General features: G+C 60.1%; 24 protein-coding genes. 21 read left to right on the forward strand and 3 right to left on the reverse strand.

Annotated features, from left to right (window positions below; translation table 11 throughout):
* Positions 1 to 110 precede the first annotated feature (110 nt).
* From rho to HMPREF2129_RS11235, 17 genes are all read left to right on the forward strand, one after another.
* Positions 111 to 1,910 carry a transcription termination factor Rho gene (gene rho, locus HMPREF2129_RS05360; RefSeq protein ID WP_034664074.1) on the forward strand — a complete coding sequence of 600 codons (1,800 nt, stop codon included), beginning with the start codon at positions 111 to 113 and terminating at the stop codon, positions 1,908 to 1,910.
* Complete coding sequence (gene prfA, locus HMPREF2129_RS05365) at positions 1,911 to 2,990, forward strand: peptide chain release factor 1 (protein ID WP_034664076.1); 1,080 nt, start codon at positions 1,911 to 1,913, stop codon at positions 2,988 to 2,990.
* Positions 2,956 to 3,900, forward strand: a complete 945-nt coding sequence (gene prmC, locus HMPREF2129_RS05370; RefSeq protein WP_084576581.1) for a peptide chain release factor N(5)-glutamine methyltransferase — start codon at positions 2,956 to 2,958, stop codon at positions 3,898 to 3,900. The genes prfA and prmC overlap by 35 nt, the downstream gene beginning before the upstream one ends.
* Positions 3,901 to 3,917: 17 nt before the next feature.
* Positions 3,918 to 4,583 carry an L-threonylcarbamoyladenylate synthase gene (locus HMPREF2129_RS05375; RefSeq protein WP_034664077.1) on the forward strand — a complete coding sequence of 222 codons (666 nt, stop codon included), beginning with the start codon at positions 3,918 to 3,920 and terminating at the stop codon, positions 4,581 to 4,583.
* 3 nt (positions 4,584 to 4,586) lie between these two features.
* Complete coding sequence (locus HMPREF2129_RS05380) at positions 4,587 to 5,735, forward strand: glycosyltransferase family 4 protein (protein ID WP_034664079.1); 1,149 nt, start codon at positions 4,587 to 4,589, stop codon at positions 5,733 to 5,735.
* 11 nt (positions 5,736 to 5,746) lie between these two features.
* Positions 5,747 to 6,184 (forward strand): hypothetical protein, encoded by a 438-nt coding sequence (locus tag HMPREF2129_RS05385; RefSeq protein ID WP_034664158.1) that lies wholly within the window; start codon positions 5,747 to 5,749, stop codon positions 6,182 to 6,184.
* A gap of 354 nt (positions 6,185 to 6,538) precedes the next feature.
* Entirely contained in the window at positions 6,539 to 7,336 is a 798-nt protein-coding gene (atpB, locus tag HMPREF2129_RS05390) for a F0F1 ATP synthase subunit A (RefSeq protein ID WP_034664080.1), read from the forward strand.
* A gap of 109 nt (positions 7,337 to 7,445) precedes the next feature.
* The gene (locus HMPREF2129_RS05395; protein ID WP_034664082.1) at positions 7,446 to 7,688 is read left to right on the forward strand and encodes an ATP synthase F0 subunit C; all 243 of its coding nucleotides are present in this window, start codon (positions 7,446 to 7,448) and stop codon (positions 7,686 to 7,688) included.
* A gap of 53 nt (positions 7,689 to 7,741) precedes the next feature.
* Entirely contained in the window at positions 7,742 to 8,323 is a 582-nt protein-coding gene (locus HMPREF2129_RS05400; RefSeq protein WP_034664083.1) for a F0F1 ATP synthase subunit B, read from the forward strand.
* Positions 8,324 to 8,331: 8 nt separating this feature from the next.
* A complete protein-coding gene (locus tag HMPREF2129_RS05405) occupies positions 8,332 to 9,171 on the forward strand; it encodes a F0F1 ATP synthase subunit delta (RefSeq protein WP_034664085.1) in 840 nt (279 codons plus the stop codon).
* A gap of 9 nt (positions 9,172 to 9,180) precedes the next feature.
* Positions 9,181 to 10,860 carry a F0F1 ATP synthase subunit alpha gene (gene atpA, locus HMPREF2129_RS05410; RefSeq protein WP_034664087.1) on the forward strand — a complete coding sequence of 560 codons (1,680 nt, stop codon included), beginning with the start codon at positions 9,181 to 9,183 and terminating at the stop codon, positions 10,858 to 10,860.
* Positions 10,861 to 10,935: 75 nt separating this feature from the next.
* Complete coding sequence (locus HMPREF2129_RS05415) at positions 10,936 to 11,910, forward strand: F0F1 ATP synthase subunit gamma (protein WP_034664089.1); 975 nt, start codon at positions 10,936 to 10,938, stop codon at positions 11,908 to 11,910.
* 3 nt (positions 11,911 to 11,913) lie between these two features.
* Positions 11,914 to 13,440, forward strand: a complete 1,527-nt coding sequence (atpD, locus tag HMPREF2129_RS05420; RefSeq protein WP_034664091.1) for a F0F1 ATP synthase subunit beta — start codon at positions 11,914 to 11,916, stop codon at positions 13,438 to 13,440.
* 9 nt (positions 13,441 to 13,449) lie between these two features.
* Positions 13,450 to 13,812 (forward strand): F0F1 ATP synthase subunit epsilon, encoded by a 363-nt coding sequence (locus tag HMPREF2129_RS05425; RefSeq protein ID WP_034664094.1) that lies wholly within the window; start codon positions 13,450 to 13,452, stop codon positions 13,810 to 13,812.
* A gap of 131 nt (positions 13,813 to 13,943) precedes the next feature.
* On the forward strand, positions 13,944 to 14,402 hold the full coding sequence (locus HMPREF2129_RS05430) for a DUF2550 domain-containing protein (protein ID WP_034664096.1): 459 nt from the start codon (positions 13,944 to 13,946) through the stop codon (positions 14,400 to 14,402).
* A 19-nt stretch (positions 14,403 to 14,421) separates the two neighbouring features.
* Positions 14,422 to 15,114 (forward strand): endonuclease NucS, encoded by a 693-nt coding sequence (gene nucS, locus HMPREF2129_RS05435; protein ID WP_034664098.1) that lies wholly within the window; start codon positions 14,422 to 14,424, stop codon positions 15,112 to 15,114.
* Positions 15,115 to 15,118: 4 nt separating this feature from the next.
* Complete coding sequence (locus tag HMPREF2129_RS11235; RefSeq protein WP_084576583.1) at positions 15,119 to 15,406, forward strand: hypothetical protein; 288 nt, start codon at positions 15,119 to 15,121, stop codon at positions 15,404 to 15,406.
* On the opposite strand, the gene HMPREF2129_RS10610 is transcribed toward HMPREF2129_RS11235, so the two are convergent.
* The 3 genes from HMPREF2129_RS10610 to HMPREF2129_RS05450 all read right to left on the reverse strand — a co-directional run bounded on the left by HMPREF2129_RS10610 (position 15,403) and on the right by HMPREF2129_RS05450 (position 20,817).
* Positions 15,403 to 16,209 (reverse strand): HNH endonuclease signature motif containing protein, encoded by an 807-nt coding sequence (locus tag HMPREF2129_RS10610; protein ID WP_156959241.1) that lies wholly within the window; start codon positions 16,207 to 16,209, stop codon positions 15,403 to 15,405. The genes HMPREF2129_RS11235 and HMPREF2129_RS10610 overlap by 4 nt on opposite strands.
* Before the next feature lie 358 nt (positions 16,210 to 16,567).
* On the reverse strand, positions 16,568 to 18,760 hold the full coding sequence (glgB, locus tag HMPREF2129_RS05445; RefSeq protein ID WP_034664100.1) for a 1,4-alpha-glucan branching protein GlgB: 2,193 nt from the start codon (positions 18,758 to 18,760) through the stop codon (positions 16,568 to 16,570).
* 38 nt (positions 18,761 to 18,798) lie between these two features.
* Complete coding sequence (locus HMPREF2129_RS05450) at positions 18,799 to 20,817, reverse strand: maltotransferase domain-containing protein (protein ID WP_034664102.1); 2,019 nt, start codon at positions 20,815 to 20,817, stop codon at positions 18,799 to 18,801.
* A 132-nt stretch (positions 20,818 to 20,949) separates the two neighbouring features.
* Here HMPREF2129_RS05450 and HMPREF2129_RS05455 point away from each other — a divergent pair, with 132 nt between their 5' ends.
* Genes HMPREF2129_RS05455 through HMPREF2129_RS05470 form a run of 4 tightly spaced genes read left to right on the forward strand, consistent with a single transcriptional unit; the run spans position 20,950 to position 24,738 of the window.
* A complete protein-coding gene (locus tag HMPREF2129_RS05455) occupies positions 20,950 to 21,810 on the forward strand; it encodes an ABC transporter ATP-binding protein (RefSeq protein ID WP_034664104.1) in 861 nt (286 codons plus the stop codon).
* 57 nt (positions 21,811 to 21,867) lie between these two features.
* A complete protein-coding gene (locus tag HMPREF2129_RS05460) occupies positions 21,868 to 22,695 on the forward strand; it encodes an NUDIX hydrolase (RefSeq protein ID WP_034664106.1) in 828 nt (275 codons plus the stop codon).
* Entirely contained in the window at positions 22,685 to 23,911 is a 1,227-nt protein-coding gene (locus tag HMPREF2129_RS05465) for a THUMP-like domain-containing protein (RefSeq protein ID WP_034664108.1), read from the forward strand. Before HMPREF2129_RS05460 ends, HMPREF2129_RS05465 begins: the two co-directional genes overlap by 11 nt.
* A 41-nt stretch (positions 23,912 to 23,952) precedes the next feature.
* Complete coding sequence (locus tag HMPREF2129_RS05470; protein WP_034664161.1) at positions 23,953 to 24,738, forward strand: electron transfer flavoprotein subunit beta/FixA family protein; 786 nt, start codon at positions 23,953 to 23,955, stop codon at positions 24,736 to 24,738.
* The last annotated feature ends 10 nt before the right edge of the window (positions 24,739 to 24,748 follow it).

Here is a 24,748-nt window from a genome sequence, read left to right on the forward strand (position 1 = left end):
TTTGACGCTGGGCCGTCGCGCTAGGCGTTGTCCACGATCAGTCGGGAGGGTAGGGGACGTTCACGCCGCGCGAAAATACACGCGACGGACGACATGATGAAAGGACATCCGTGACCGATACGGGTAATGCCGCGAGCCAAGACCTCGCATCGCTGAAGCTGCCAGAGCTGCGCAAGATCGCAGCCGAAAAAGGCCTTAGGGGGACCTCAGCCCTGCGCAAAGGTGAACTGATTCAGGCCATCACCACCGGCTCTGTGCCACAGCGTGCACGTCAGCGCGCCAGTGAGCAGGCCGCCGCTGAGAACACGCCGGCCAAGGACAGCCACGCGAAGAAATCTCAGGACCAGACTGAGCAGCCAGATCAGAAGGATCAAAAGGATCAGGTCCAGGAGAAGGACGACCAGCGCTATGAGTCACGCTCCGCTGCCCGCCGCGCCCGCCGTAATCGCGCGAAGCATGCAGAGCAGGAGCAAGGAGACAACTCCGAGAGCTTTTCGCGTAACGACGATCGCTCGGACCGCGACGACCGCGAAAACAACGACGACCATGGTGATCATCGCGAAGGCCGTGACAACCGTGATAACCGTGGTGGTCGGAATAATCGTGACAACCGTGACAACCGCGATGGTGACGGCAATGGTCGCCGGGGCCGCCGAGGACGCCGTAACCGCCGCAACCGTGACAACCACAGCGGTGGCAACAACAACCACAACAATGGCCAGGACTTTGATCCGGAGGATCTGCAGGAAGTCGCCGGCATCGTGGACATCGTGGATAACAATGCAGCGTTTGTTCGCACCACCGGTTACCGGGCTAATCAGGCCGACGTGTTTATCAATAACAACCTGGTGCGCCGCTGTGGCCTGCGCGCCGGTGACGCGGTGATTGGTCAGGTTCGTGCAAACGGCCAGGGCCACTCCCACGGAAACGGCCGTAACCGCCAGCGCTACAACCAGCTGGTGCGTGTGGATTCCATTAACGGAATGACCGTGGAGGAGGCGAAGCAGCGCCCCGAATTCCACAAGCTCACACCGCTGTACCCAAACCAGCGCCTGCGTTTGGAAACGGAACCGAACATCCTGACTACGCGCGTGATCGACTTGGTCATGCCGATTGGTAAGGGCCAGCGTGCGCTCATCGTTTCCCCGCCGAAGGCTGGTAAGACCACGATTCTGCAAAATATTGCTAATGCGATTGCGCAGAATAACCCGGAGTGCTATCTCATGGTTGTGCTTGTGGATGAGCGCCCGGAGGAAGTCACCGACATGCAGCGCTCTGTCAAGGGTGAGGTCATTGCTTCTACCTTCGACCGCCCGCCGAGCGAGCACACCGCCGTTGCGGAGCTGGCTATTGAGCGTGCGAAGCGTTTGGTGGAGATGGGGCAGGACGTTGTGGTTCTGTTGGATTCCATCACCCGCCTGGGGCGTGCATACAACAACTCCTCGCCCGCATCCGGCCGCATCCTGTCCGGCGGTGTGGACTCCAATGCGCTGTACCCGCCGAAGCGTTTCTTGGGTGCAGCCCGCAACATCGAGGACGGCGGCTCGCTGACCATCATCGCTACGGCCATGGTGGAGACCGGTTCCGCTGGTGACACCGTGATCTTCGAGGAGTTCAAGGGCACCGGTAACGCTGAGCTCAAGCTCGACCGCAAGATCGCTGAGCGTCGCGTGTTCCCAGCCGTGGACGTTAACCCGTCCGGCACCCGCAAGGATGAGTTGCTGCTCGCCCCGGAGGAGGCTCGCGTTATGCACAAGCTGCGCCGCATCCTCTCTGCGCTGGACCCACAGGCCGCGATTGATCTGCTGATCAAACAGTTGAAGAAGACCAAGAACAACGGTGAGTTCCTCGTTGGTGTTGCGCAGTCTGCGCCCATGGCCGCTGATGTGGACACGGAGGAGTACCAGTAAATGGCCGGATCACACGTATCACTCGTTGATGACTATGTGTCTGAGTATCAGGGCATCCAAGCCCAGATGTCGGACCCAGAGGTTGTCGGCGACCAAGACTTGTTCCGCAAGCTGTCTAAGCGTTATGCGCAGCTGCAGCCGATTATCAACGTGAACAATGAGCTCAACCAGGCCCGCGAGGACCATGAGGCCGCTGAGGAAATGGCCTCTGAGGACAAGGAGTTCGCCGAGGAGGCTACCCGCCTTGAAGGTGAGATTGTCCGCCTGGAGGAGGAGTTGGCGGATCTGCTTGCTCCACGCGATGAGCATGATCCGGATGACGTGATCATGGAGATCAAAGCTGGCGCCGGTGGGGAAGAGGCAGCACTGTTCGCAGCTGACCTTGCCCGCATGTACCAGAAGTATGCCGAGAAGCACGGCTTGAGCTGGGATGTCCTGGATGTCGCCGAATCTGATCTCGGTGGGGTGAAAGACATGACGGTGTCTGTGTCCATGAAGAATCCTTCGCGCGATGGCGCGTGGTCCATGCTGAAGTTCGAAGGTGGCGTGCACCGAGTGCAGCGCATCCCCGTGACGGAATCTCAGGGCCGCATTCAAACGTCTGCAGCTGGCGTCTATGTCTTCCCGGAGACCGAAGAGGTCGGTGATGTTCAGATCGATGAGAAGGATCTTCGCGTCGATGTTTACCGTTCCTCCGGTAAGGGTGGCCAGGGCGTGAACACGACGGACTCCGCTGTGCGTATTACCCACCTGCCCACGGGCATTGTGGTGACCTGTCAAAAGGAGCGTTCGCAGATTCAAAACCGTGCGCGCGCGATGCAGGTTCTGCAGGCTCGCCTCGAACAGATCGAGCGTGAGAAGGCCGAGGCGGAAGCAGCTGAAGGTCGTGCTTCGCAGGTGCGCAACATGGACCGTTCGGAGCGCATCCGTACCTACAATTGGCCCGAGAACCGCATCTCGGATCACCGCATTGGTTTTAAAGCCAACAACCTTGACTCCGTGCTCGATGGCAACATGGATGACCTGATCACAGCTCTGCAGACGCATGAGCGCCAGGAGCGACTCGAGGCGGAGCACTAATCCTGTGCGCTGGAACTCACCCGAGCTCGCATCGCTTATCGACGATGCCCGGCGCCGCTTCATCCACTCCGGCATCGCCTCCCCCGACGTTGACGCGACCTTGATTGCCGCAGCGCTTTTGGGGGAGTCCTCCCATTTGGCCTTGCGTTTTTATTCCCCGGACCAGATTCCAGATTCCTTCCCGGCTGAGTTTTACGAAGCCGTGGAACGACGTGAGAAGCGTGAGCCACTGCAGCACATCGTAGGTTCTGCACCCTTTGGCATCTTGGACCTCACCGTTGGCCCTGGGGTGTTCATTCCGCGCCCGGAAACGGAAGTGCTCGCCGAATGGGCGGTGACGGAGTTTGAGAAGCTCAGGGTGACCGACGAGAACCAGGCGTTTGAATCCATCATCGTGGATTTGGGTACGGGTTCTGGTGCGTTGGCTATCTACATTGACCAGCGTGTGCAGGCCGATGAGGTGATCGGCGTAGATCTTTCCCCTGTCGCCGTCGCTGCTGCGCAAAAGAATGCAAACGAGCATGGCGCTGCTGTGCGCATCATCGAGGGCGATATGACGGATCCGGACCTGCTGAGCGAGTACTCCGGGCGCGTGGCCATGGTCGTGTCCAACCCACCTTATGTGCCTTATGTCCCTCCGGAGGAGGGCTTGCTTCCTGCGGAGATTTACCATGATCCGGAGACCGCGGTGTTCTCTGGCGCAGACGGTATGGATGCGATTCGCGGCCTCATTCCGGTTGCGGCACGTCTGCTCATGCCTGGTGGGTTGCTAGGGATTGAGCATGATGATTCGACGGCGGCGGTGACGCGGGAACTCGTCGTAAAGCAGGGCTGCTTTGAACACGTCCGCAACGTGAAAGACCTCACTGGACGGGACAGGTTTGTCACTGCGAGTAAGGTACAACCCTAAAAGGAGGAACACCGCCGATGCCGAGCAGAGTGTATGACTGCCTGGACCCACAGGGCCGCAAGGAAGGGATTGAAGCCGCAGCAACCGCCGTTAAGGCTGGTCAATGCGTGGTGATGCCCACCGATACCGTGTATGGAATTGGCGCGGACGCATTCAACCCGGATGCTTGCGCCAAGTTGCTAGCCACGAAGCGCCGTGGCCCTGATATGCCGATTCCCGTTCTCGTTGGTTCTTGGACGACGATTCAGGGTTTGGTGCGTGAGTTCACGGACACCGCGAAAACACTCGTCGAGGCGTTTTGGCCTGGTGGCCTGTCCATCGTCGTGCCGGAAGCGCCGTCGTTGCCATGGAACTTGGGCGACACCCGCGGCACCGTCCTTCTACGCATGCCGCTTCAGCCGGTTGCTATCGAGCTGCTGCGTGAAGTCGGCCCGATGGCTGTGTCGAGCGCAAACATCTCCGGCCAACCACCCGCTGTCACCGCAGTGGGTGCGCGCAATCAGTTCGGTGAAGCCGTGCAAACCTACCTTGATGGCGGCCAAGCCGAGGTGGGGGAGCCCTCCACCATCATTGACATCTCCGGGCCACGACCGGTGATTTTGCGTGAAGGCGCCATTTCCCCGCAGCGCATCAGTGAAGTGCTGGGTGTTGACCCGGAGGATCTGCGGCGGAAGGACCGCTAACCCATGACGGGAACCGGCGTCCCCCTGCGCGAGCTGGGTTTGGTCATTCTGGTTGCGGCCGTGATCACTTACCTAACTACCGGCCCCGTGCGCTCGTACCTCGTGCGCACCGGCCGGGTTGCAGAGATCCGCGCGCGCGACGTACACACGCAACCCACCCCCAGTATGGGTGGCGTGGCTATGTTCACTGGCTTTTTGTCAGCCGTCTTTCTGGCGATGCAGCTGCCCGCGCTCACCCGCGGATTCGCGCCCGTCACGCCGGAAATGACTGCGGTGGTCGTGGGGGCTTTTCTCATCGTCGTCGTGGGTATTATTGACGACCTCTATGAGCTCGGCGCCCTGGCCAAATTCGCCGGGCAGGTTTTAGCAGCCCTCACCGTCTCCGTGATGGGCCTGTCCTACAACATCATCTTTTTGCCTATCGACGGCGGCACTACCCTCATCCTCGACCGCACCCAAGGCATCATTCTGTCTACGCTCATCACAGTGACCTTGGTGAATGCTTTCAACTTTGTCGACGGCATAGACGGGCTCTGCGCCGGCCTCGGACTCATCGCCGGTGGCGCGATCTTGCTGTTCTCCCTGACGTTGCTGCATGACCAAGGTGGGGCAGTGTCCGCGTACCCGCCAGCCATCATCTGCGCGGGCATGGTGGGCATGTGCGCCGGTATCCTGCCGCACAACTTTGAACCGGCCCGAATATTCATGGGTGATACCGGCGCCATGCTCATTGGCTTGCTGTTGTCCGCTGCCTCCATCTCGGCTTCCGGCAAGATCAACATGGCCCTCTACGGTACTGCCGACTTTGTGGCGTTGATCAGCCCCTTCATTGTCGTCATGGCGGCTATTGCACTGCCAGTGGCTGATCTCGTCATGGCGGTGGTCCGTCGTGTATCCAAAGGTAAGAGCCCATTTTCCGCTGACCGTCAGCACATTCACCACCGGCTGCTCGCGCTCGGGCATACTCACCGTCGAACCGTCCTCGTGTTGTACATGTGGGTCTCTGCCATCGGCTTTGGCACCGTGAGTTTCTCCATCGTCCCTGCTCGCTACGCTGTGTTGTTGCTCATGGTGGCGGTTCTGCTCGCAGCAGCAGCCACGGCCGTTCCGGTAATTCAGGGCAAGATCGGTCCCGTCAGCACAAATGAGTAGAATCTGTGCCCGTGACTTCCGCAACCACCCCCACATCCGAACCCGCCGAGTTTGATGACCCTCAGGCCCCCCTCAAGCGAGCCCTTAAACTCGGTGGTTGGGCACTTGTGTTGCTCACCATTGTCTCCCTGGCTATCTGGGGAGGAATGCGCGACCTCCCCGGTATCTGGGGTGTTCTTATTGGTGCCGCAATCGGTGGAGGATTCGTCCTACTTACCGTGATTTCGGTGTTGGCCACAGCGAATACGTCGCCAAGCGCCACGATGGCTGTTGTGCTTGGGAGCTGGATGCTCAAGCTCATCGTTTTGATCGTGGTGCTTTTTGTGCTGCGCGGCATGGACTTCTACGACACTGCCGCGTTAGGTGTCACGGTGATCCTCGCGCTCATCGTGGTTTTGGGGTCCGAAGTGTGGGGGATAATGACCACGCGGGCCACCTACGTGGGGTAGGGGGCACGCCCCATCTACTATCCCCCTGTTTGAGTCCTGTGACTGAGCTAACAAACCCCTATAACCTGCCTTAACAGGCAACAATGAGAGGATGCCCACTTTCGGGTGCGACAAGCTCCCCCCAACATGCCCGATTATGTCGAACGACTGATAGGCTAATCGCGGGTTAGAAGGAGAGAGCTACACCTTTTGGGGTTATCCGCCCGCTTCTTCTAGATCATCCCCTGCACCGCGGTAGCTGATGTGCGACGGAGTCCGCCGCGGAAGGCAGATTTTGAAGACGTCCATCGCACCGCACATGAAAACTGTGCGGCCCGAGAACGGGAGAGAACGCTGAGCGTTGTAACTTTGGCCATGAAGGGTAGCTTCCACGCACCCGAACTGGACCCAGAATTTTTCCCGGGGCAATACTACGGCCAAATGCTGGGGGAGGACTTCCTCGGCGGTTGGTTCGCGCTGGACCGCATCATGATCGTGCGTCTCATCATGGCGCTCATCCTTGTGGTTCTTTTTGCAATCGCCTTCCGGAACCCCAAGTTGGTTCCTTCCGGCCTGCAAAACCTTGGTGAGGTCGCAGTGGACTTCGTCCGCCTGCACATCGCTGAGGACATCTTGGGCAAGAAGGAGGGTCGTCGATTCCTTCCGGTTATCGCCACGATCTTCTTCACAGTGCTCTTCATGAACGTGGCCACGATCATTCCGGGCCTGAACATTTCGCCTAGCTCCCGTATCGGTCTTCCGATCGTGCTGGCAGTGGTCGGGTACTTCACCATGATCTATGCGGGCGCTGCCCGTCACGGCTTCGGCAAATACGTGAAGCACTCACTCGTGATTCCTAACTTGCCTCCGGCGCTCCACCTCCTGGTGGTGCCGATCGAGTTTTTCTCGACATTCATTTTGCGACCGGTCACCCTGGCTCTTCGTCTTATGGCGAACTTCCTGGCTGGCCACATCATTCTCGTCCTGCTGTACTCTGCCACGAACTTCTTCTTCTGGCAGCTGAACGCCTGGACGGCACTGAGTGGCATGACCCTCATCGCAGCGATCCTGTTCACCCTGTACGAGTTGATTGTTATCTTCCTGCAGGCGTACATCTTCGCCCTCCTGGTCGCGGTGTACATCGAGCTGTCGTTGCACGCAGATTCGCACTAGTCAGGCGCGAACTGACTGACACTGGCCAACTGAATAACCCCACATACACTTCGTCACCGCTCGGGCCTTGACCTCAAGGGCCGGGCACCAAGAAAGGGAACGACTTTCCATGAACGAGATCATCCTCGCCCAGGCAGCAGAAGCTACCAAGTACACCGGCCTCGGCACCATCGGCTACGGCATCGCAACCATCGGCCCGGGCCTCGGCATCGGCATCCTCGTCGGCAAGACCGTCGAGGGCATGGCACGTCAGCCGGAGATGGCTGGCCAGCTGCGTACCACCATGTTCCTGGGTATCGCCTTCGTCGAGGCACTGGCCCTCATCGGCCTGGTCGCCGGCTTCCTGTTCTAAAGAAACTCCTTAACCCAGAAGTTTCATAAAACCATTTAGATCAGGAGCACCGCATGACGAACGTCATCTACCTACTTGCAGCCGAGGGGGCAGAGCAGTTGCCGCTTGAGGGCGGAAACTCCATCCTGCTGCCGAAGGCTTACGACATCGTCTGGTCTCTCGTCGTCTTCCTCGTCATCTTCCTGCTCTTCTGGAAGTTTGTGCTTCCGAAGTTCCAGGAGGTGCTCGCGGAGCGCGAAGACAAGATCAAGGGCGGTATCGAGCGGGCTGAGACCGCACAAGCACAGGCCAAGGCTGCTCTGGAAAAGAACAACGCTCAACTCGCTGAGGCACGCGCCGAAGCTGCTGAGATCCGCGAAGCTGCCCGTCAAAAAGGCAAGGAAATCGAAGCAGAGGCTCGCGTCAAGGCTGAAGAAGAGTCCCGTCGCATTGTCGAATCCGGTGAGAAGCAGCTGCTGGCCTCGCGTGAGCAGGTCGTCGCAGAGCTTCGCAATGAGCTGGGCCAGAACTCCATCAACCTCGCTGAGGAACTCCTCGGCGCTGAGTTGTCGGATTCCACCCGCCGCTCCAACACCATCGACAACTTCCTGAGCCAGCTGGACACCGTGTCCGCACGCTCGGCCACCCGGAAGTGAGGGCGTCGATGAGAGCAGCGAGCCGCGAAGCACTGTCGAATGTTGCGCAGAAGCTGGACGCGTTCATCCGCGACACCGACAGCGCTGACACCGTTTCCGTAGCAGCCCAGATCGGCACCGAGCTGTTCCTTGTCGTGGACCAGCTTGAAAAGGACCGCACTCTGCGCGTTGCCGTTGCTGATTCTTCCCTCGCAGAAGAGCAGCGCACCGGGATCATCAGTGAGGTTTTCGGCGGTAAAGTCGCCGAGCCAACCCTGAACATCCTGCGTGAAGCAGCAGCACAGGTATGGTCCACGCCACGCGAGTTCCGTGCAGGACTCGTGCACCTGGGCCGTCGCGCACTTCTGCGCGGCGCAGAGAGCGAAGGCAAGTTGGAAACTGTCGAAGGAGAACTCTTCGCACTTTCCCGCCTCCTCGAGCGCGAAAGCGAACTCACCCAGCTGCTGTCCGACCGCACCGCCACCGCAGACCAGAAGCGATCCCTTCTGGCCAACGTGCTCTACGGCAAGGTGTCCATGTACACCGAAGCCCTGGCACTTCAGGTGGTGGGACGTCCCGAGAAGAACCCGGTTGACGATATTGCGGGCATCTCCCGCGAATCGGCCGAGTTGACCGGCAAGACTGTCGCAGAGGTGACTTCTGCTACGGAGCTTTCCGCTTCTCAGCGCGACGCATTGGCAGAAAAGCTAGGCAAGATTTACGGCCGCGAGATGGCTATCCACACTGAGGTTGACCCCAGCCTCCTCGGCGGTGTGACCATCCGCGTTGGCGACGAGCAGATTGACGGCTCCACGCGAGGCAAGCTTGCCCGCCTGCGTGCCGACATGGCTGCCAACACGGCTTACTAGAACAAAAATATGCTGGAAGAAACTACCGAGAGCAGGAAGAACATGGCGGAGCTGACGATCTCCTCCGATGAGATCCGTAGCGCGATAGCGAACTACACCTCGAGCTACTCCGCGGAGGCCTCCCGTGAGGAGGTCGGCGCGGTGACGTCGGCTGCAGATGGTATTGCCCAGGTTTCAGGGCTGCCGGGCTGCATGACCAACGAGCTGCTTGAGTTCCAGAATGGCGTCATCGGCGTCGCTCAGAACCTTGAGACCGACTCCATTGGTGTCGTGGTCCTGGGTAATTTTGAGACGATTTCCGAGGGCGACAAAGTTGTGAGGACCGGCGAGGTCCTGTCCATCCCGGTTGGGGATAACTTCCTCGGCCGCGTGATCAACCCCCTGGGTCAGCCGATCGACGGCTTGGGCCCGATCGAGTCCGACGAAGAGCGTGTGCTGGAGCTTCAGGCCGCAGGCGTGCTTGACCGTCAGCCGGTCGAAGAACCAATGCAGACTGGCATTAAGGCTATCGACGCAATGACCCCGATCGGCCGTGGCCAGCGCCAGCTGATCATTGGTGACCGTAAGACGGGTAAGACCGCGGTCTGCATTGACACCATCCTTAACCAGAAGGCTTTCTGGGAGACCGGCGACAAGACCAGGCAGGTCCGTTGTATTTACGTCGCCATCGGCCAGAAGGGCTCGACCATCGCAGGTGTGCGCCGCACCCTCGAGGAAAATGGAGCCCTGGAGTACACCACCATCGTGGCTGCTCCGGCCTCCGATTCCGCAGGCTTCAAGTGGCTTGCACCGTTCGCCGGTGCAGCTCTGGGCCAGCACTGGATGTACCAGGGCAACCACGTCCTGGTCATCTACGATGACCTGACCAAGCAGGCTGAGGCATACCGCGCCATCTCGCTGCTGCTGCGTCGCCCGCCGGGCCGCGAGGCTTACCCGGGTGACGTCTTCTACCTGCACTCCCGTCTGCTGGAGCGTGCAGCGAAGCTGAACGACGAGCTGGGTGCAGGCTCTCTGACCGCGCTCCCGATCATCGAGACCAAGGCGAATGACGTCGGTGCTTTCATTCCGACCAACGTCATCTCGATTACGGACGGTCAGTGCTTCCTCCAGTCGGATCTCTTCAATCAGGGTGTGCGCCCTGCTATTGACGTGGGTATCTCCGTGTCCCGTGTTGGTGGCGCCGCGCAGACGAAGGGCATGAAGAAGGTCGCAGGTAACCTGCGTCTGGATCTGGCCGCATACCGCGACCTCGAGTCCTTCGCAGCGTTCGCCTCTGACCTGGATGATGCGTCCAAGCGTCAGCTTGAGCGTGGCCAGCGCCTTGTCGAGCTGCTGAAGCAGTCTGAAAACTCGCCGCAGCCGGTGGAGTTCCAGATCATCTCCATCTTCCTCGCTAACGAGGGCGTCTTCGACTCCGTTCCCGTCGCGGACGTTCGCCGTTACGAGGCAGAGCTCCACGAGTTCATCCGTGCCGAGGCCCCCGAAGTCTATGCACAGATCGACGGTGGTGCAGCGCTTTCCGACGAGTCCCAGGAGACCCTGCGTCGCGTCAACGAGCGCTTCGCTGCTTCCTTCCAGACCTCTGACGATGAGCACATCGTGCGCGAGCCGGAAGCTGAGGCTTTGGAGTCCGATGAGGTGTCCAAGAACCAGCTCACCATTTCTCGCAAGTCGCAGAAGCGTGCTTAACCGGGCACAAACCGGTTAACACGGAAGTTGACACTTTGAAAAGAAACGACTTAAGAGAAGGGAGGAGCACACACCATGGCAACACTTCGCGAATTGCGTGACCGAATCCGGTCAGTCAACTCAACGAAGAAGATCACCAAGGCCCAGGAGCTGATTGCGACTTCGCGCATCACCAAGGCCCAGCAGCGCGTTGCTGCGGCACAGCCGTACGCCAACGAGATGCAGGACGTCATGGAGCGGCTTGCCGCTGCAACATCCCTGGACCACCCGATGCTTCATGAACGTGAGAACGGCAAGGTCGCCGCGATGCTCGTGGTCACGTCTGACCGTGGCATGGCCGGTGGCTATAACCACAACGTTCTTAAGAAGGCTGCCGAACTGGAGAAGATGCTCATTGAATCCGGCTATGACGTAGTCCGCTACGTCACCGGTGGCAAGGGCGTCACCCACTACGACTTCCGTGATCAGGAGATCGCGGGCGCGTGGACCGGGTGGTCCCAGGACCCGTCGTGGGAGGCAACCCACGATGTGCGGCACCACATGATCCGCGGCTTCCAAGCAAGCTCCGAAGGCGAAGCACCGTGGCGTGAAGGCCTGCGTGCACCGGAAGGTCAATCGGTCATCGGTTTTGACCAGGTGCATGTTGTGTACACGAAGTTCGTGTCTATGCTTTCGCAGGAAGCCACTGTCCACCAGCTGCTTCCGATCGAGCCTGTCTTTGAAGACGTCGAGTTCGAGCAGGAAGATTTGCTCACCACTTCGGGCAATGTGCAGCCGGACATGGACTTTGAACCGGATGCAGAGACCCTGATGGAGCAGCTGCTTCCCGCGTACGTTTCCAGGTCGCTCTACTCGATCTTCTTGGAAGCGTCCGCAGCGGAATCTGCGTCGCGCCGTACGGCCATGAAGAACGCAACGGACAACGCCACCGAGCTGGCTGGCGAACTGTCCCGTGAAGCCAACCAGTTGCGTCAGGCAAAAATCACCCAGGAAATCACCGAGATTATCGGCGGCGCTGGCGCGTTGTCCGGTAGCGGAGAAAGTGACTAAATCATGACTACAGCTCAATCTTTTGATGAGCGTAACGACGAGCCGACCGGGGCTGAGGACAACGTCGCAGCCTCCGGTACCGTCGCGAACTCCGGCGCTGGCGAAGGTCAGAAGCCGCAGGGTTCGGACAACGGCCGTGTCGTTCGCGTCATCGGCGCAGTCGTCGACGTGGAATTCCCCCGCGGCGAACTGCCGGAACTTTACAATGCGCTGCACGTCGAGGTCGAGCTCGAGGCAGTTGCAAAGACCGTGACGCTCGAGGTTGCTCAGTTCCTGAGCGACGGCCTCGTGCGCACCATCGCCATGGCCCCGACCGACGGCCTCGTCCGCGGCGCCAAGGTTGTCGACACCGGTAACCCGATTTCGGTGCCGGTCGGCGACCAGGTCAAGGGCCACGTGTTCAACGCGCTCGGCGACTGCCTTGATGATCCGTCTGTGGGCAAGGACGGCGAGCGTTGGGGCATCCACCGCGAGCCGCCGGCCTTCAAGGACCTCGAGGGCAAGACCGAGATCCTCGAAACCGGTATTAAGGTCATCGACCTGCTTACCCCGTACGTGAAGGGCGGCAAGATTGGCCTCTTCGGCGGTGCAGGCGTGGGCAAGACCGTTCTTATTCAGGAGATGATTACCCGTATTGCACGCGAGTTCTCAGGTACGTCGGTCTTCGCCGGCGTCGGTGAGCGTACGCGTGAGGGTACGGACCTCTTCCTCGAGATGGATGACATGGGTGTCCTGCCGGATACCGCTCTTGTCTTCGGTCAGATGGATGAGCCGCCAGGGGTGCGTATGCGCGTCGCCCTGTCCGGCCTGACCATGGCGGAGTACTTCCGCGATGTCCAGAACCAGGACGTGCTGCTGTTCATCGATAACATCTTCCGTTTCACTCAGGCAGGTTCTGAGGTGTCCACGCTGCTCGGCCGTATGCCGTCCGCTGTGGGTTACCAGCCGACCCTGGCTGATGAAATGGGCGTTCTCCAGGAGCGCATTACCTCGACCAAGGGCCGTTCGATTACGTCCCTGCAGGCTGTTTACGTGCCGGCAGATGACTACACCGACCCGGCTCCGGCGACCACGTTTGCTCACCTGGATGCAACCACCGAGCTTTCTCGTTCCATCGCCTCAAAGGGTATTTACCCGGCTGTGGACCCGCTGACCTCGACCTCCCGCATTCTGGAGCCGGGTATTGTCGGCGAGCGCCACTACGAGGTTGCTCAGAAGGTGATTAACATTCTGCAGAAGAACAAGGAGCTGCAGGACATCATTGCCATCCTCGGTATGGACGAGCTCTCTGAAGACGACAAGATCACCGTTATGCGTGCTCGTAAGATCCAGCGCTTCCTCGGCCAGAACTTCTTCGTGGCTAAGAAGTTCACCGGTGACGAAGGTTCTTACGTTCCGCTCGAGGAGACCATTGACGCCTTCGACAAGCTCGCTACCGGTGAGTTTGACCACTACCCGGAGCAGGCCTTCAACAACCTCGGCGGTCTGGATGACGTCGAGGCTGCGTACAAGAAGCTGCAAGAGAAGTAGGAGTAGCTCATGGCTGAAATCACCGCGCAACTGGTATCGGTTGACCGCATGCTGTGGAAGGGCGGAGCATCTATTGTCACCGCTCAGACCACCGAAGGTGAGATCGGCGTGCTGCCTGGCCACGAGCCGTTCTTGGGCCAGCTCAAGGATAACGGTGTCGTGACCATCACCCCGACCAGCGGCGATAAAATTGTTGCTGCTGTTCAGGGCGGGTTCGTCTCTGTGACGGGCAACAAGGTCACTATTCTCGCTGACTTCGCTATCTTCGCCGACGAGGTGGACGCTAACGAAGCTTTCGATGAGGATGATCCGACTGCGAAGGCTCGCCACGAAGCCGAGCAGGCGGCCCTGCGTCGTAAGGGCAGCGCTTAAGTTCTCCGGCATTTTCTTAACCCCGTCGTCCCTTCCTGGGAGGACGGGGGTTCTTTTTTGCTTATCGACGTAAAAATCCCCAACTTTTGGCGGTTCAAACTCTGATCATTGGCTGGGTAGACTGTTCCCCTATGAAGCTGCTCTGGATCGCCCTTGGACTTGTCGCGGTAGTATTTTTCGCGGCGGGCGTGTGGCGGTTCGTTGCAGTGCGTAAGACCGGCACCCAAGCGCTCATGCGTGCACTGCCGGCAGAGAATGTGCACGGGTGGCGTCATGGGATTGTGCGGTACAGCGGTTCTAGGATGACCTTTTACATGCTACGTTCCCTATCCTTTGGTGCAGACGTAGTGCTTAGCCGCAACGCTATTCACGTCACCGGTAGACGCCAGGCCACCGAGATCGAACGGGAGTTTATGCCCGGGGTCGAGGTGGTCATTGTTTTTTCTGCGGATGGCCGCGAGTATGAGTTTGCTTGCGACCGGCATACGGCGATGGCTCTGGTGTCGTGGTTGGAGTCGGCCCCGGATCGTCGTCAAGTGCGTACTGATATGAACGACTTACGCCACCGCGCGTTCCGCACACACCAGTAGCCCGGCTAGGGTGGAGGCCATGCGTCTTGTTATCGCCCGGTGCTCAGTGGATTATGTTGGTCGGCTTGATGCCCATTTGCCGCTCGCGGATCGTCTTATCTTGGTTAAAGCCGATGGATCTTTGTCTGTTCACGCGGATGATCGCGCCTATAAGCCGTTGAATTGGATGACACCGCCATGCACGATCACAGAGGAGGCGATCGTGGATGTAGACGGGGAGGACACTGGCGCGTCCCTATGGGTCGTGGAAAACCCCAAGGGGGAGCAGCTGCGCGTGACTATTGAGGAGGTCCACGCGGACGTCACGTACGATCTTGGCGAAGATCCCGGCTTGATCAAAGACGGCGTGGAGGCACACCTGCAGGAGCTTCTCGCCGACCACATTGAAACGCTTGGTAGCGGTTTCACTCTCGTCCGCCGCGAATACCCGACCCCCTTGGGCCCGGTGGACATCATGGCGCGCGATCAAAACGGAGCTGCTGTTGCCGTGGAGGTGAAGCGACGTGGAGGCATCGATGGTGTTGAGCAATTGACGCGTTACGTGGAGATGCTCAACCGCGATGCGCTGCTACGCCCCGTGCGCGGCGTTTTTGCGGCACAAGAAATCAAGCCACAGGCCCGCACGTTGGCAGAAGACCGTGGTATTGAATGCGTCACGCTTGACTATGACGAGCTGCGCGGCATCGAATCGAACGAACTCCGTCTGTTCTAGCGTCATGCCACGCCGAAATCGCCGGGCCACCGCTAGGGCGCCGCGCCCGTTGCCACGCGATGGCAGCGCATACTGGGGCACCCGTGAAGAAGAGGGGCCTAGTTGGGCTAATGGGGAGATCTACCTCGTGCGTCAGATGGGGTCAGCTTCTGCCACGAAGTTCTATATCTGTCCGCGCTGCAACCAGAACATTCCGCCTGGTGTTGCACACATCGTCGCCTGGCCCCGCGACACGGGTGGACGGGCTGATGATCGCCGTCATTGGTACCGTCACTGCTGGGCCTCGCGCTAGACCTCCACCCCCGTTCCGTAAAGGGAGTTCATGGCCCCGAATCTTCGGTGTGGGTTATCCACCCCCGGTGGTAGTAATCGTCCGCGGGGTGAGACCCAGGTGGGGGTTCCTACGCGCATCTCGATACGGCCGCGCCTGGCCCGATGCGCATCGTCGTCGTTGACACGATTGTGATAGCGGCACAGGGGAGCGAGGTTGTTCAGGTTCGTTTCCCCACCGTTCTTCCACGCTGTGATGTGGTGAATCTCGCAGCTATCCGCACCGCGCCGGCAACCGGGGCCGGCGCACACCGGCATGGTAGCCCGGACTAGGTCACGCTGCTTGTCGTTGGCAAAGCGCGCCTCCCGGTAGAGGTTTACCGCACCATGCGTGGGGTGGAACAGTACCGCTTCAAGCCGGTTCTCGTGCGTAGCGACGAATTGGTTCACGTACTCCGCACCCGTCATCGTGGTGCCGTCGGCGAGGATGACATCGTCACCGTGGCCGTCGATAATGCGAACGTACTCGGGCAGCGGGATGAGTAGCTGGGGTCGCGGGACAGCGCGTGCGACCCCGCCGCCACCACGCATGAGGTTTAAGAAACTTTGGACGAGCTGTGGCCCGGCTGGTTTGGAAGCGTCCAGATTGCGGTTGAGCTCGTACTCCAAGTCGGTGATGTCACGCTCAGAACCGGTGATAGCCACTGTGCGGTTTCCTTCTTGGCTGGTGCTGAAAGACACCCCAATCTGCGGTGGTTTCTTCTTCGCCGGAATGAGCTTTTTCGCTAGCGCCATGAGTGCTCGGTACGTCGAGCGTGTGCGCACGGCCGCGCTGAGTAATTTGAGGCGTAGCTGAGTGCGAGTGCGCTAAGACATCGAGCGCGGAGCCAGTCATCACCTCCAACATTGCGTGGAACGGGTCTGGTCCCCGCGTCTGGGGTGGGGTGCTGCTAAAAGTGTTCATGCTTTGGAAGCTAGCGCCCCAAAAGACGACCGTAAACAGAAAAGTGTCCACAAGAGTGGACACTTTTCGGGAACATAGCACTGCGCGAGAACGTTCACCGGACAAAGCTATGCAGGTGCAGGGCCAACAGTGGCACCAATCACCCACCCAGAGCCATGCCAAACAGCCAGGGGTATCGCCCGGGTGAGTTGCTTCGGGGGTGAGACAGCCCCCGCGGAATTAACGCAGGCAGTAGTACTGCACGCTCATCGCCGGGATGTGGAACACCGCGGACTGCTCGAAGCTGTCCCAGGAGGTGTCCTCCGTGCTCACGACACCAGCTAATGGGTTGGCGGCGCCCTGGTAGCGCTCGTCGTCGGTGTTGAGCACAAGCTCCCACTCACCAGCACGCGGCACACCGAGGCGGTAGTCCACCTGCGAAGTGCCGGAGAGATTGATCACTGTGAGCAGCGGGGTACCATCCGTGCCCCAACGGATGTAGGCGAGGATGTTGTTCTGCGAGTCATCGCCCTTGATCCACTGGAAGCCCATCGGGGTGTTGTCCTGGCTGTAGAGCGCAGGCGTGTCGCGGTAGAAGTGGTTGAGGTCCCGCACGAGGGTGCGGATGCCGTGGTGGTATTCGCTGTCCCAACCCTCGAGGTTGTCCCAGTTGATGGAGCCGGCTTCGGCCCATTCGGTGGTTTGGCCGAATTCGCAGCCCATGAACATGAGTTGCTTGCCGGGGTGGGAGAACATGTAGGCGAAGAGGGTGCGTACGCCGGCGGCTTTGTTCCAGGTGTCGCCAGGCATGCGGGTCCACAGCGAGCCCTTGCCGTGGACGACTTCGTCGTGGCTAAATGGCAGGACGTACTTCTCTGAGAAGGCATAAACCAGGGAGAAAGTGATCTCGTTGTGGTGGTAGGAGCGGTTGATGGGGTCTTCGGAGAAGTACTGGAGGGTGTCATTCATCCAGCCCATATTCCACTTGAGGGAGAATCCGAGGCCGTCGGCAGAGGTCAGTGCGGTGACGCCGGGCCATGCGGTGGATTCTTCGGCGATGGTTACGATACCGGGGTGTTCGCGGTGCACGGTCGCGTTGAATTCTTGGAGGAATTGGACGGCGTCAAGGTTTTCGCGCCCACCAAACTGGTTGGGCAACCATTCTCCGGGTTGGCGCGAGTAGTCGAGGTAGAGCATGGAGGCTACCGCGTCGACGCGCAGACCGTCGAGGTGGTATTCCTCGAGCCAGTACAAGGCGTTGGCTACGAGGAAGTTGCGCACCTCATTGCGTCCGAAGTCGAAGACGTAGGTGCCCCAGTCTTTTTGTTCGCCGCGGCGCCAGTCGGGGTGTTCGTAGAGGGCGGTGCCGTCGAAACGCGCGAGTGCCCAGTCGTCTTTGGGGAAGTGGGCGGGCACCCAGTCGACGATGACGCCGATGCCTGCTTGGTGCAGCGTGTCCACGAGGTATTTGAAGTCCTCTGGGGTGCCCCAGCGCGCGGTGGGTGCGTAGTAGCCGGTGACTTGGTAGCCCCAGGAGCCACCGTAGGGGTGCTCGGCCACGGGGAGGAATTCGACGTGGGTGTAGCCGTGTTCTACAAGGTACGGCACGAGTTCTTCTGCGAGTTCACGGTAGCCATAGCCGACGCGCCATGAGCCGATGTGGACTTCGTAGATGCTCATGGGCGAATTCGTGGCGTCGATGCCTGGGCGCGCGACCATCCACTCATGGTCGGACCAGGAGTATTCTTCGCCACCGGCGACCACAGAGACGGTTTCTGGCGGGTTCTTTGTTTGCTTCGCCATCGGATCTGCCTTATCGACGGCCCGTCCATCCGCCCCCTGCACCTTAAACTTGTACTCCGTCCCCGGGCCGATTCCAGGGATGAAGATTTCCCACACGCCGGTCCCACCGAGCGTGCGCATGGGGTACTGGTTGGGGTTCCAATTGCAGAATTCACCAACAACGGCAACGCCCTTGGCGTTGGGTGCCCACACAGCGAAAGAGGTGCCGGAGACCTGCCCCATGGAGGTGGAGTAGGTGTGGCTGTTAGCGCCGAGGACTTCCCAGAGGCGTTCGTGGCGGCCTTCGCCGATGAGGTGCAGGTCGAAAGAGCTAAGTGTGGGCAAGAAGTGGTAGGGGTCGGCGATGACCACTGGATCGCCTTCGGGGTAGGTGACCTGGAAGCGGTAATCGGGCGTGAGTTCATCCTCAAGTCCGATGACCCAGATATCGTCCCCGATGGGGGTCATGGGCAGGCCCTGGTTGTGAATGAGCACTTCCACGTGCGTTGCGCCGAGAATACGGGTGCGGATCACGGAACCCGTCGGTGTTGCGTGCCATCCGTAAAAATCGTGCGGGGCGTGGTGCTGGCATTGCAGCAGGCGCTCGCGGTCGGCGTCGGGGATGAGCAGAGCGGGATCATGGTCAGTCATGTCGGGGGTTTCCTTTCGGGCGCGTGTGGTGGCTTATCCTACGGGCGGTAGTCCTCGTCGGCGAGGTGGCGGAAGGCGAGGCGGGTGCGCAATGGTTCGTCGATAAGCGGGAGGCGGAAGATGTGCGCGACATTTTCCACGGGGCTCAACCGGATGTAATTGCGCATGCTCCATTCGTATTCGGCGCCGGTGACCATGTCGTGGACGGTGAAAGAGTCAGCAGGGCCGAGGCCTAGAGCGTCCATGTTGAGGGTGATGGTGGCTTCTTGCGTATAGGTGGGGTCGAGATTGACCACGGTGAGCACGCTGTCGCCGGTCACGGAGTCGAATTTGGAGTAGGCGACGATCTGGTCATTGTCCACGGTGTGGAACGTGAGGTTGCGTAGCTGCTGGAAGGCAGGGTGCTCGTGGCGAATACGGTTGAGCAAAGTGATGTATGGCTCAAGGGAATCGCCTCTTTCCAGTGCGCCTTGATAGTCGCGCGGGCGGAGTTGATATTTCTCAGAGTCGAGGTATTCCTCAGTGCCGGGTGCAACGGGCTCGTGCTCGTAGAGTTCGAAGCCGGAGTACATGCCCCACAGTGGGCTGAGTGTGGCGGCGAGGGTGGCGCGGAGTGCAAAGGCTGCGCGGTTGCCGGTCTGGATGAATGCGTGGAGGATATCTGGGGTATTCACCCAGTATGACGGCCGGCAGATGTCCGCCTCACGCACGCAGTCCAGGGCGAAGCCAGTGATCTCCGCTTTCGTGGTTTTCCAGGGGAAATAGGTGTAGGACTGTGAGAATCCCGCCTTAGCTAGACCCAGCAGGCGTGCCGGACGAGTGAAGGCCTCGGCGAGGAAGATGATCTCCGGGTGCGTCGAGTGAACTTTGGTGATGAGCCAGTGCCAGAAATTCGCGGGTTTGGTGTGCGGGTTATCCACGCGGAAAGTGGTGATGCCCAGCTCAATCCAGTGCATGACCACGCGGTAGATCTCGTTGTAGATCTTCCCCGGCGCGTTATCAAAGTTGATGGGGTAGATGTCTTGGTATTTCTTCGGTGGGTTTTCGGCGTAGGCGATGGTGCCGTCTGGAAGTTCGGTGAAGAATTCGGGGTGCGTTGTCGCCCAGGGGTGGTCCGGGGCAGCCTGTAGGGCGAGATCGAGAGCGACTTCTAAGCCGAGCTCTTGGGCCCGGTCGATGAGTGCGCGGAGGTCCTTCTCTGTCCCTAATTCGGGGTGAATCGCGTCGTGTCCACCCTCAGCGGAACCAATGGCCCACGGGGAGCCGACGTCGCTTTCTTCGGCTACGAGCGTGTTGTTCGGGCCTTTACGGTTGAGCGTGCCAATCGGGTGGATGGGCGGGAAATAGACGGTGTCAAAGCCCATAGCTGCCACGCGTGGGAGGGCCTCAACGGTGGTAGCAAAGGTGCCGTGAACTGGGTGACCGTTTGCATCCCAGCCGCCCGTCGAGCGGGGGAAGAGCTCATACCAGGAGCTAAACAGCGCTTTTCGCCTTTCGACGTTCACTGCGCACTCCGGCCCCTCCGTCACCAACTCGCGCAGTGGCTGGGCAGCAAGAGCGGTGGCAACGTCACCGGACAGCGCCGGGGCAAGACGGTCACGCAGGGGAGCGTCCGCCACCAGTGCCTCGGCCGCGGAACGCAACAGGGCACTATCCGCTGAGCCTTTAGCAGCGCGGTTCAGAAGTTCCGCACCGTGAATCAAGTCATTGTTCATCTCGGCGGCGGTTTGGCCGGCGGCAGACTTTTTGGTCACAGCGTTACGCCACGTGGCAATGGGATCAGACCAGGCCTCAACACGGAAGTGCCATAGGCCTAGAGCATCCGGGGTGAATACGGCGTGACAGTAGTCCGGCCGGTACTCCTCCGCGGTCATCGGAAGCGTGATCGTGCGACCATCGGGGGATGTGACCACGACCGTGGCGGAGATCGCATCATGTCCCTCGCGCCAAATGAGTGCGGAGATCGGTACAACCTCCCCAACCACGGCTTTTGTTGGTAGGGCACCGTCGGTGGTGCGGGGCCTTACGTCATCGATTCCAAGTCGGCCAATCGCCATTACTGTCACCTCGTCCGGTCGGGTGTTGCCGTCGCGCCACCGGCTGTTTCATGCCAGGGCATAGTCCACATCCAGCCTAGCGGAGGATGGCGCGCCGAGTCGGGGCACCGAAAGTAGAAAAAATGCGCCACAATGGTGTGCGTGACTAATGCACCAACACACGACTTCGATCCTTCCCCGACTAACCCTGACCTCCTCATTGATTTTCATGGGGTGGAGTTCCGCCGTGGTGGGCACACGCTGGTGGGCCCCGTTGATTGGCAGGTGGAACTGGATGAACGCTGGGTGGTCATCGGCCCGAACGGTGCAGGTAAATCCACATTGATACGGATCGCTTCGGCGCAAGAGTTCCCGTCGGAGGGAACCGCTGTCGTGTTAGGGGAGCAGCTGGGCAAAACCGATATGCGTGATTTGCGCGCAGTGATCGGTTTAACCACCACCTCTTTGGGGGACCGCGTGCCGGACGATGAAATCGTGGAGGATGTGGTGATCTCCGGCGGCTATGGGGTTGTTGGCCGCTGGCGTGAACACTATGAGAACGTGGACGTGGAGCAAGTCTACGAATCACTTGAGCAGGTTGGCGGCCTCCATTTGTTGGGGCGCCGCTGGGGCACCCTGTCGGATGGTGAAAAGAAGCGCGTGCTTATCGCGCGCGCCATCATGGTGAATCCGGAGTTGCTCATCATGGATGAGCCGGGTGCAGGTTTGGACCTTGGCGGCCGCGAGGATCTCGTGGGGTATCTCAGCGAACTTGCGCTTGATCCGGATGCGCCCGCAATCGTGATGATCACGCATCACGTGGAGGAGATCCCTTACGGGTTTACGCATGCTTTGCTGCTTGATGAGGGTTCTGTTGTCGCGCAAGGGCTCATCGACGATGTGTTGACCAGTGAGAATCTGACCAAGGCTTATCACCAGCCAATCAAGATCACCAAGGAAGATAATCGTTTCTTCGCGCGGAGGGAGACACGGGGAGGGGCACACCGCCGATAGGTGCGATAATTGGGCCGATTAGGAACGGCTGATCCGCGGGCTAGAAGGAGGTGAGCCGTGGCACGTCGCGATGAAGAAGACATGAAAGGCATCAACTATGGCCGTCTTTCGGCCACGGTGATCCTTGTGCGAGATGGAGCCAACGGTCTTGAGGTGTGGATGCAGGAACGCGTGCTCACCATGGCTAATTACCCGGGTATGACGGTTTTTCCGGGGGGTGGCGTGGATATTCGTGATTTCCCGCCGAACAAGGACTCGGCGAAGCAATTGTGGTCCGGCCGTTCCGTGAGTGACCTGGCTAAACAGCTCGACGTCAAGCCACGCCAGGCCCACGCGCTCATGTTCGCTGCCGTGCGCGAACTCTTCGAGGAAACAGGCACGCTTTTGCTTGTCGACGACTCTGGGACCCTCCTCCGCGACGCCCGCCCCTTCCACCGCGCCCGCAGGCGGCTGGAAAGCCACGAGCTTTCGTTTACGGAGTTACTCGAGGAAACCGGGCTGGACGTGGATGCCTCCTTGCTGAAGCCCTCGGGCCGTTGGGTGGGCCAGTCGGAGAAAGGCGTGTGGTTTGACACCTTCACTTTCATCGCCGAGCTGCCGGAAGGCCAAGAGCCCGATGTGGCCACAGGAGAGGCCAGTGACGCGAATTGGTTCCCACCGAGCCTCCTGTTGGATGGATGGCGTCAAGGCCTTGTCCGTTTTGCACCGTCTACCTGGGCGCAACTGCACGACATTGCGGAGTTCAACAGTGTCGCCGAGATCATGGAGCACGTGAAAGGCCTGCCCATCGACGCAGTCGTGGGGGACCCCGTGGACATTCCTCGCTACCGGGAACTCTTCGAATCCAATCCCGTGAACCGGATAGGCAAGCAGTTTGAGCTTTAGCCGAGAAGATGTCCGCTTCCTCATCGAACACTGCGACCAGATCGCGGCTGCCGCCGGGGACGTCGAGCTGACCAAGAAGAGCGCCATCGCGGACCACAAGAAACTGCACGGCCTTTTCGGCGATCACACCCGAGCTGTCATGGAGCTCATCCAAGCCCGTCGGACCCTCGCCCCCAAGATCGGGGAGGAGACGAGCTCCCATTGGCTGGCCGATAGTGATTCCGCGCAGCAAGCCACCCCGCATGCCGTTGCACAGATTCGCGCCGAACGCATCGCGCGCGCCGGGGCGTCCTTCGTCCATGACGTCACGTGTTCCATCGGTACCGAAGCACACGCCATGACAGAATCCGGGATGGACTACTTGGGCACCGACGTGGACTACACGCGCTTACTCATGGCCCAGCACAATCTGCGGGTGCGCGTGCCTCAGTCGTTCCGTGCAAGCGGAACGGCGTGGGTCGCCCAAGCCGACGCGCTGTCGCCCGTGACCACACCCGCCAGCTGCCCCGGCCCCCACATCCGCGCATGCTCTGGCTCTGGCCCAGGTCGCGTCATCGTGGCAGATCCCGCGCGCAGGGCTGATGGGCGGCGCATCACGGACCCAGCCAAGCTCATCCCGCCGCTGCCGGATCTGTTGGATGCGTATCCCGGCGCAGCACTGGCCATCAAATGCGCGCCCGGCATTGACTACTCGGACTGGCACGGGCTAGTCAGTGTGGTCAGCGTCGACGGGGGAGTGAAGGAAGCGTGCCTCTACACACCAGATTTCGCGGATCATCACCGGGAAGCAGTGGTCATCCGGGACGGCTTTACGGAGACGGTGACAGATGATGGGGGCACGGTGGGCGTCGATAAGCCAAAAAGCTTCATCATCGATCCTGATGGCGCGATTGTGCGCGCTGGCCTTGTGCAACAGTGGGGTGCACGCCACGGGTTGACCATGCTTGATCCGCACATTGCATACCTGTCGGGAGATGCACTGCCGGACGGCTACTCGGGGTTTCCTTTCATTGAGCAGGTCCCGCTGAAGAAACTGCGGCCCGCACTCCAAGCGCATGGCGCGGGTGCGTTGGAAATTCTCGTGCGCGGTGTTGATGTGAATCCTGATCAATTGCGTACCAAGCTGAAGCTGAAAGGCTCGCGCCCGATGGCTGTTGTCATCGCGCGGGTGGGGGACAGTGCTACGGCCTTCATCTGCGGTGCGCGAGTGCGCTAGGCTTGAGCTTTGCAAAAATCTTGACGGAAGGTGACTTTTTCATGCCCACCATTGCTGTGCTGGTGAAAAACGTGCCCGACACGTGGTCGGCGAAGACCCTCGAGCCGGACAACACACTCGACCGCGCGAGCGCTGACAATGTCCTCGATGAAATCAACGAATACGCCGTTGAGGCCGCGCTGCGCCTGCGTGAAGCTGGTGACTACAAGGTTGTCGCTGTCACGATGGGGCCGGAAGGCTGCGAGGAAGCATTGCGCAAGGCCATCGCGATGGGCGCGGATGATGCAGTTTCGCTTATCGACGACGCCTTGGCCGGCTCCGATGCCATCGGCACCGCCTGGGCGTTGCACAACGTGCTGAACACACTTGATGATGTGGTAGTGGTCGTTGCGGGTAACCAGTCCTCGGATGGTGAAACCGGAGCGGTGCCTGGTCTCTTGGCAGAGTACCGCCAGGTGCCAGCCTTGACGCAGGTACATGGGCTGCGCATCTCCGGTGACACGATCGCTGCCACCCGCGAGGATGAGCACGGCACCTGGGAGCTGGAAGCGACGCTGCCGGCGCTGGTCACCGTGACGGAGCTGGCGGATAAGCCTCGGTTCCCCAACTTCAAGGGCATGAAGGCCGCGAAGAACCACGAGATCACGCGCCTGAGCCTGGCTGATATTGGTGTGGATCCGGCGCAGGTGGGCTTGGCTCACTCCGCTACCTCTGTTGTCGCCGCTACTGAGATCCCTGCCCGTACCAGTGGTGAGATCCTGGAAGGCCCTGCCGACGACATTGCCGAGCAGGTTGTTGCCCGCCTGGCCGAACAAAACCTCATTTAAGGAGCCTTGA

The sequence above is a fragment of the Corynebacterium tuscaniense DNF00037 genome, assembly GCF_000759055.1.
Classification (GTDB): Bacteria; Actinomycetota; Actinomycetes; order Mycobacteriales; family Mycobacteriaceae; genus Corynebacterium; species Corynebacterium tuscaniense.

Bases quoted from the DNA above. Each gene is read 5' to 3' on its own strand.
- atpB (WP_034664080.1), top strand. From the start codon at position 6,539: ATGAAGGGTAGCTTCCACGCACCCGAACTGGACCCAGAATTTTTCCCG.
- HMPREF2129_RS05375 (WP_034664077.1), top strand. From the start codon at position 3,918: ATGCCGAGCAGAGTGTATGACTGCCTGGACCCACAGGGCCGCAAGGAA.
- glgB (WP_034664100.1), bottom strand. From the start codon at position 18,760: ATGACTGACCATGATCCCGCTCTGCTCATCCCCGACGCCGACCGCGAG.
- HMPREF2129_RS05455 (WP_034664104.1), top strand. From the start codon at position 20,950: ATGGTGTGCGTGACTAATGCACCAACACACGACTTCGATCCTTCCCCG.
- HMPREF2129_RS05400 (WP_034664083.1), top strand. From the start codon at position 7,742: ATGACGAACGTCATCTACCTACTTGCAGCCGAGGGGGCAGAGCAGTTG.
- atpD (WP_034664091.1), top strand. From the start codon at position 11,914: ATGACTACAGCTCAATCTTTTGATGAGCGTAACGACGAGCCGACCGGG.
- HMPREF2129_RS05405 (WP_034664085.1), top strand. From the start codon at position 8,332: ATGAGAGCAGCGAGCCGCGAAGCACTGTCGAATGTTGCGCAGAAGCTG.
- HMPREF2129_RS05425 (WP_034664094.1), top strand. From the start codon at position 13,450: ATGGCTGAAATCACCGCGCAACTGGTATCGGTTGACCGCATGCTGTGG.
- atpA (WP_034664087.1), top strand. From the start codon at position 9,181: ATGCTGGAAGAAACTACCGAGAGCAGGAAGAACATGGCGGAGCTGACG.
- HMPREF2129_RS11235 (WP_084576583.1), top strand. From the start codon at position 15,119: ATGCCACGCCGAAATCGCCGGGCCACCGCTAGGGCGCCGCGCCCGTTG.
- HMPREF2129_RS05430 (WP_034664096.1), top strand. From the start codon at position 13,944: ATGAAGCTGCTCTGGATCGCCCTTGGACTTGTCGCGGTAGTATTTTTC.
- HMPREF2129_RS05380 (WP_034664079.1), top strand. From the start codon at position 4,587: ATGACGGGAACCGGCGTCCCCCTGCGCGAGCTGGGTTTGGTCATTCTG.
- prmC (WP_084576581.1), top strand. From the start codon at position 2,956: ATGAGCGCCAGGAGCGACTCGAGGCGGAGCACTAATCCTGTGCGCTGG.
- nucS (WP_034664098.1), top strand. From the start codon at position 14,422: ATGCGTCTTGTTATCGCCCGGTGCTCAGTGGATTATGTTGGTCGGCTT.
- HMPREF2129_RS05395 (WP_034664082.1), top strand. From the start codon at position 7,446: ATGAACGAGATCATCCTCGCCCAGGCAGCAGAAGCTACCAAGTACACC.
- HMPREF2129_RS05470 (WP_034664161.1), top strand. From the start codon at position 23,953: ATGCCCACCATTGCTGTGCTGGTGAAAAACGTGCCCGACACGTGGTCG.
- HMPREF2129_RS05450 (WP_034664102.1), bottom strand. From the start codon at position 20,817: ATGGCGATTGGCCGACTTGGAATCGATGACGTAAGGCCCCGCACCACC.
- prfA (WP_034664076.1), top strand. From the start codon at position 1,911: ATGGCCGGATCACACGTATCACTCGTTGATGACTATGTGTCTGAGTAT.
- HMPREF2129_RS05415 (WP_034664089.1), top strand. From the start codon at position 10,936: ATGGCAACACTTCGCGAATTGCGTGACCGAATCCGGTCAGTCAACTCA.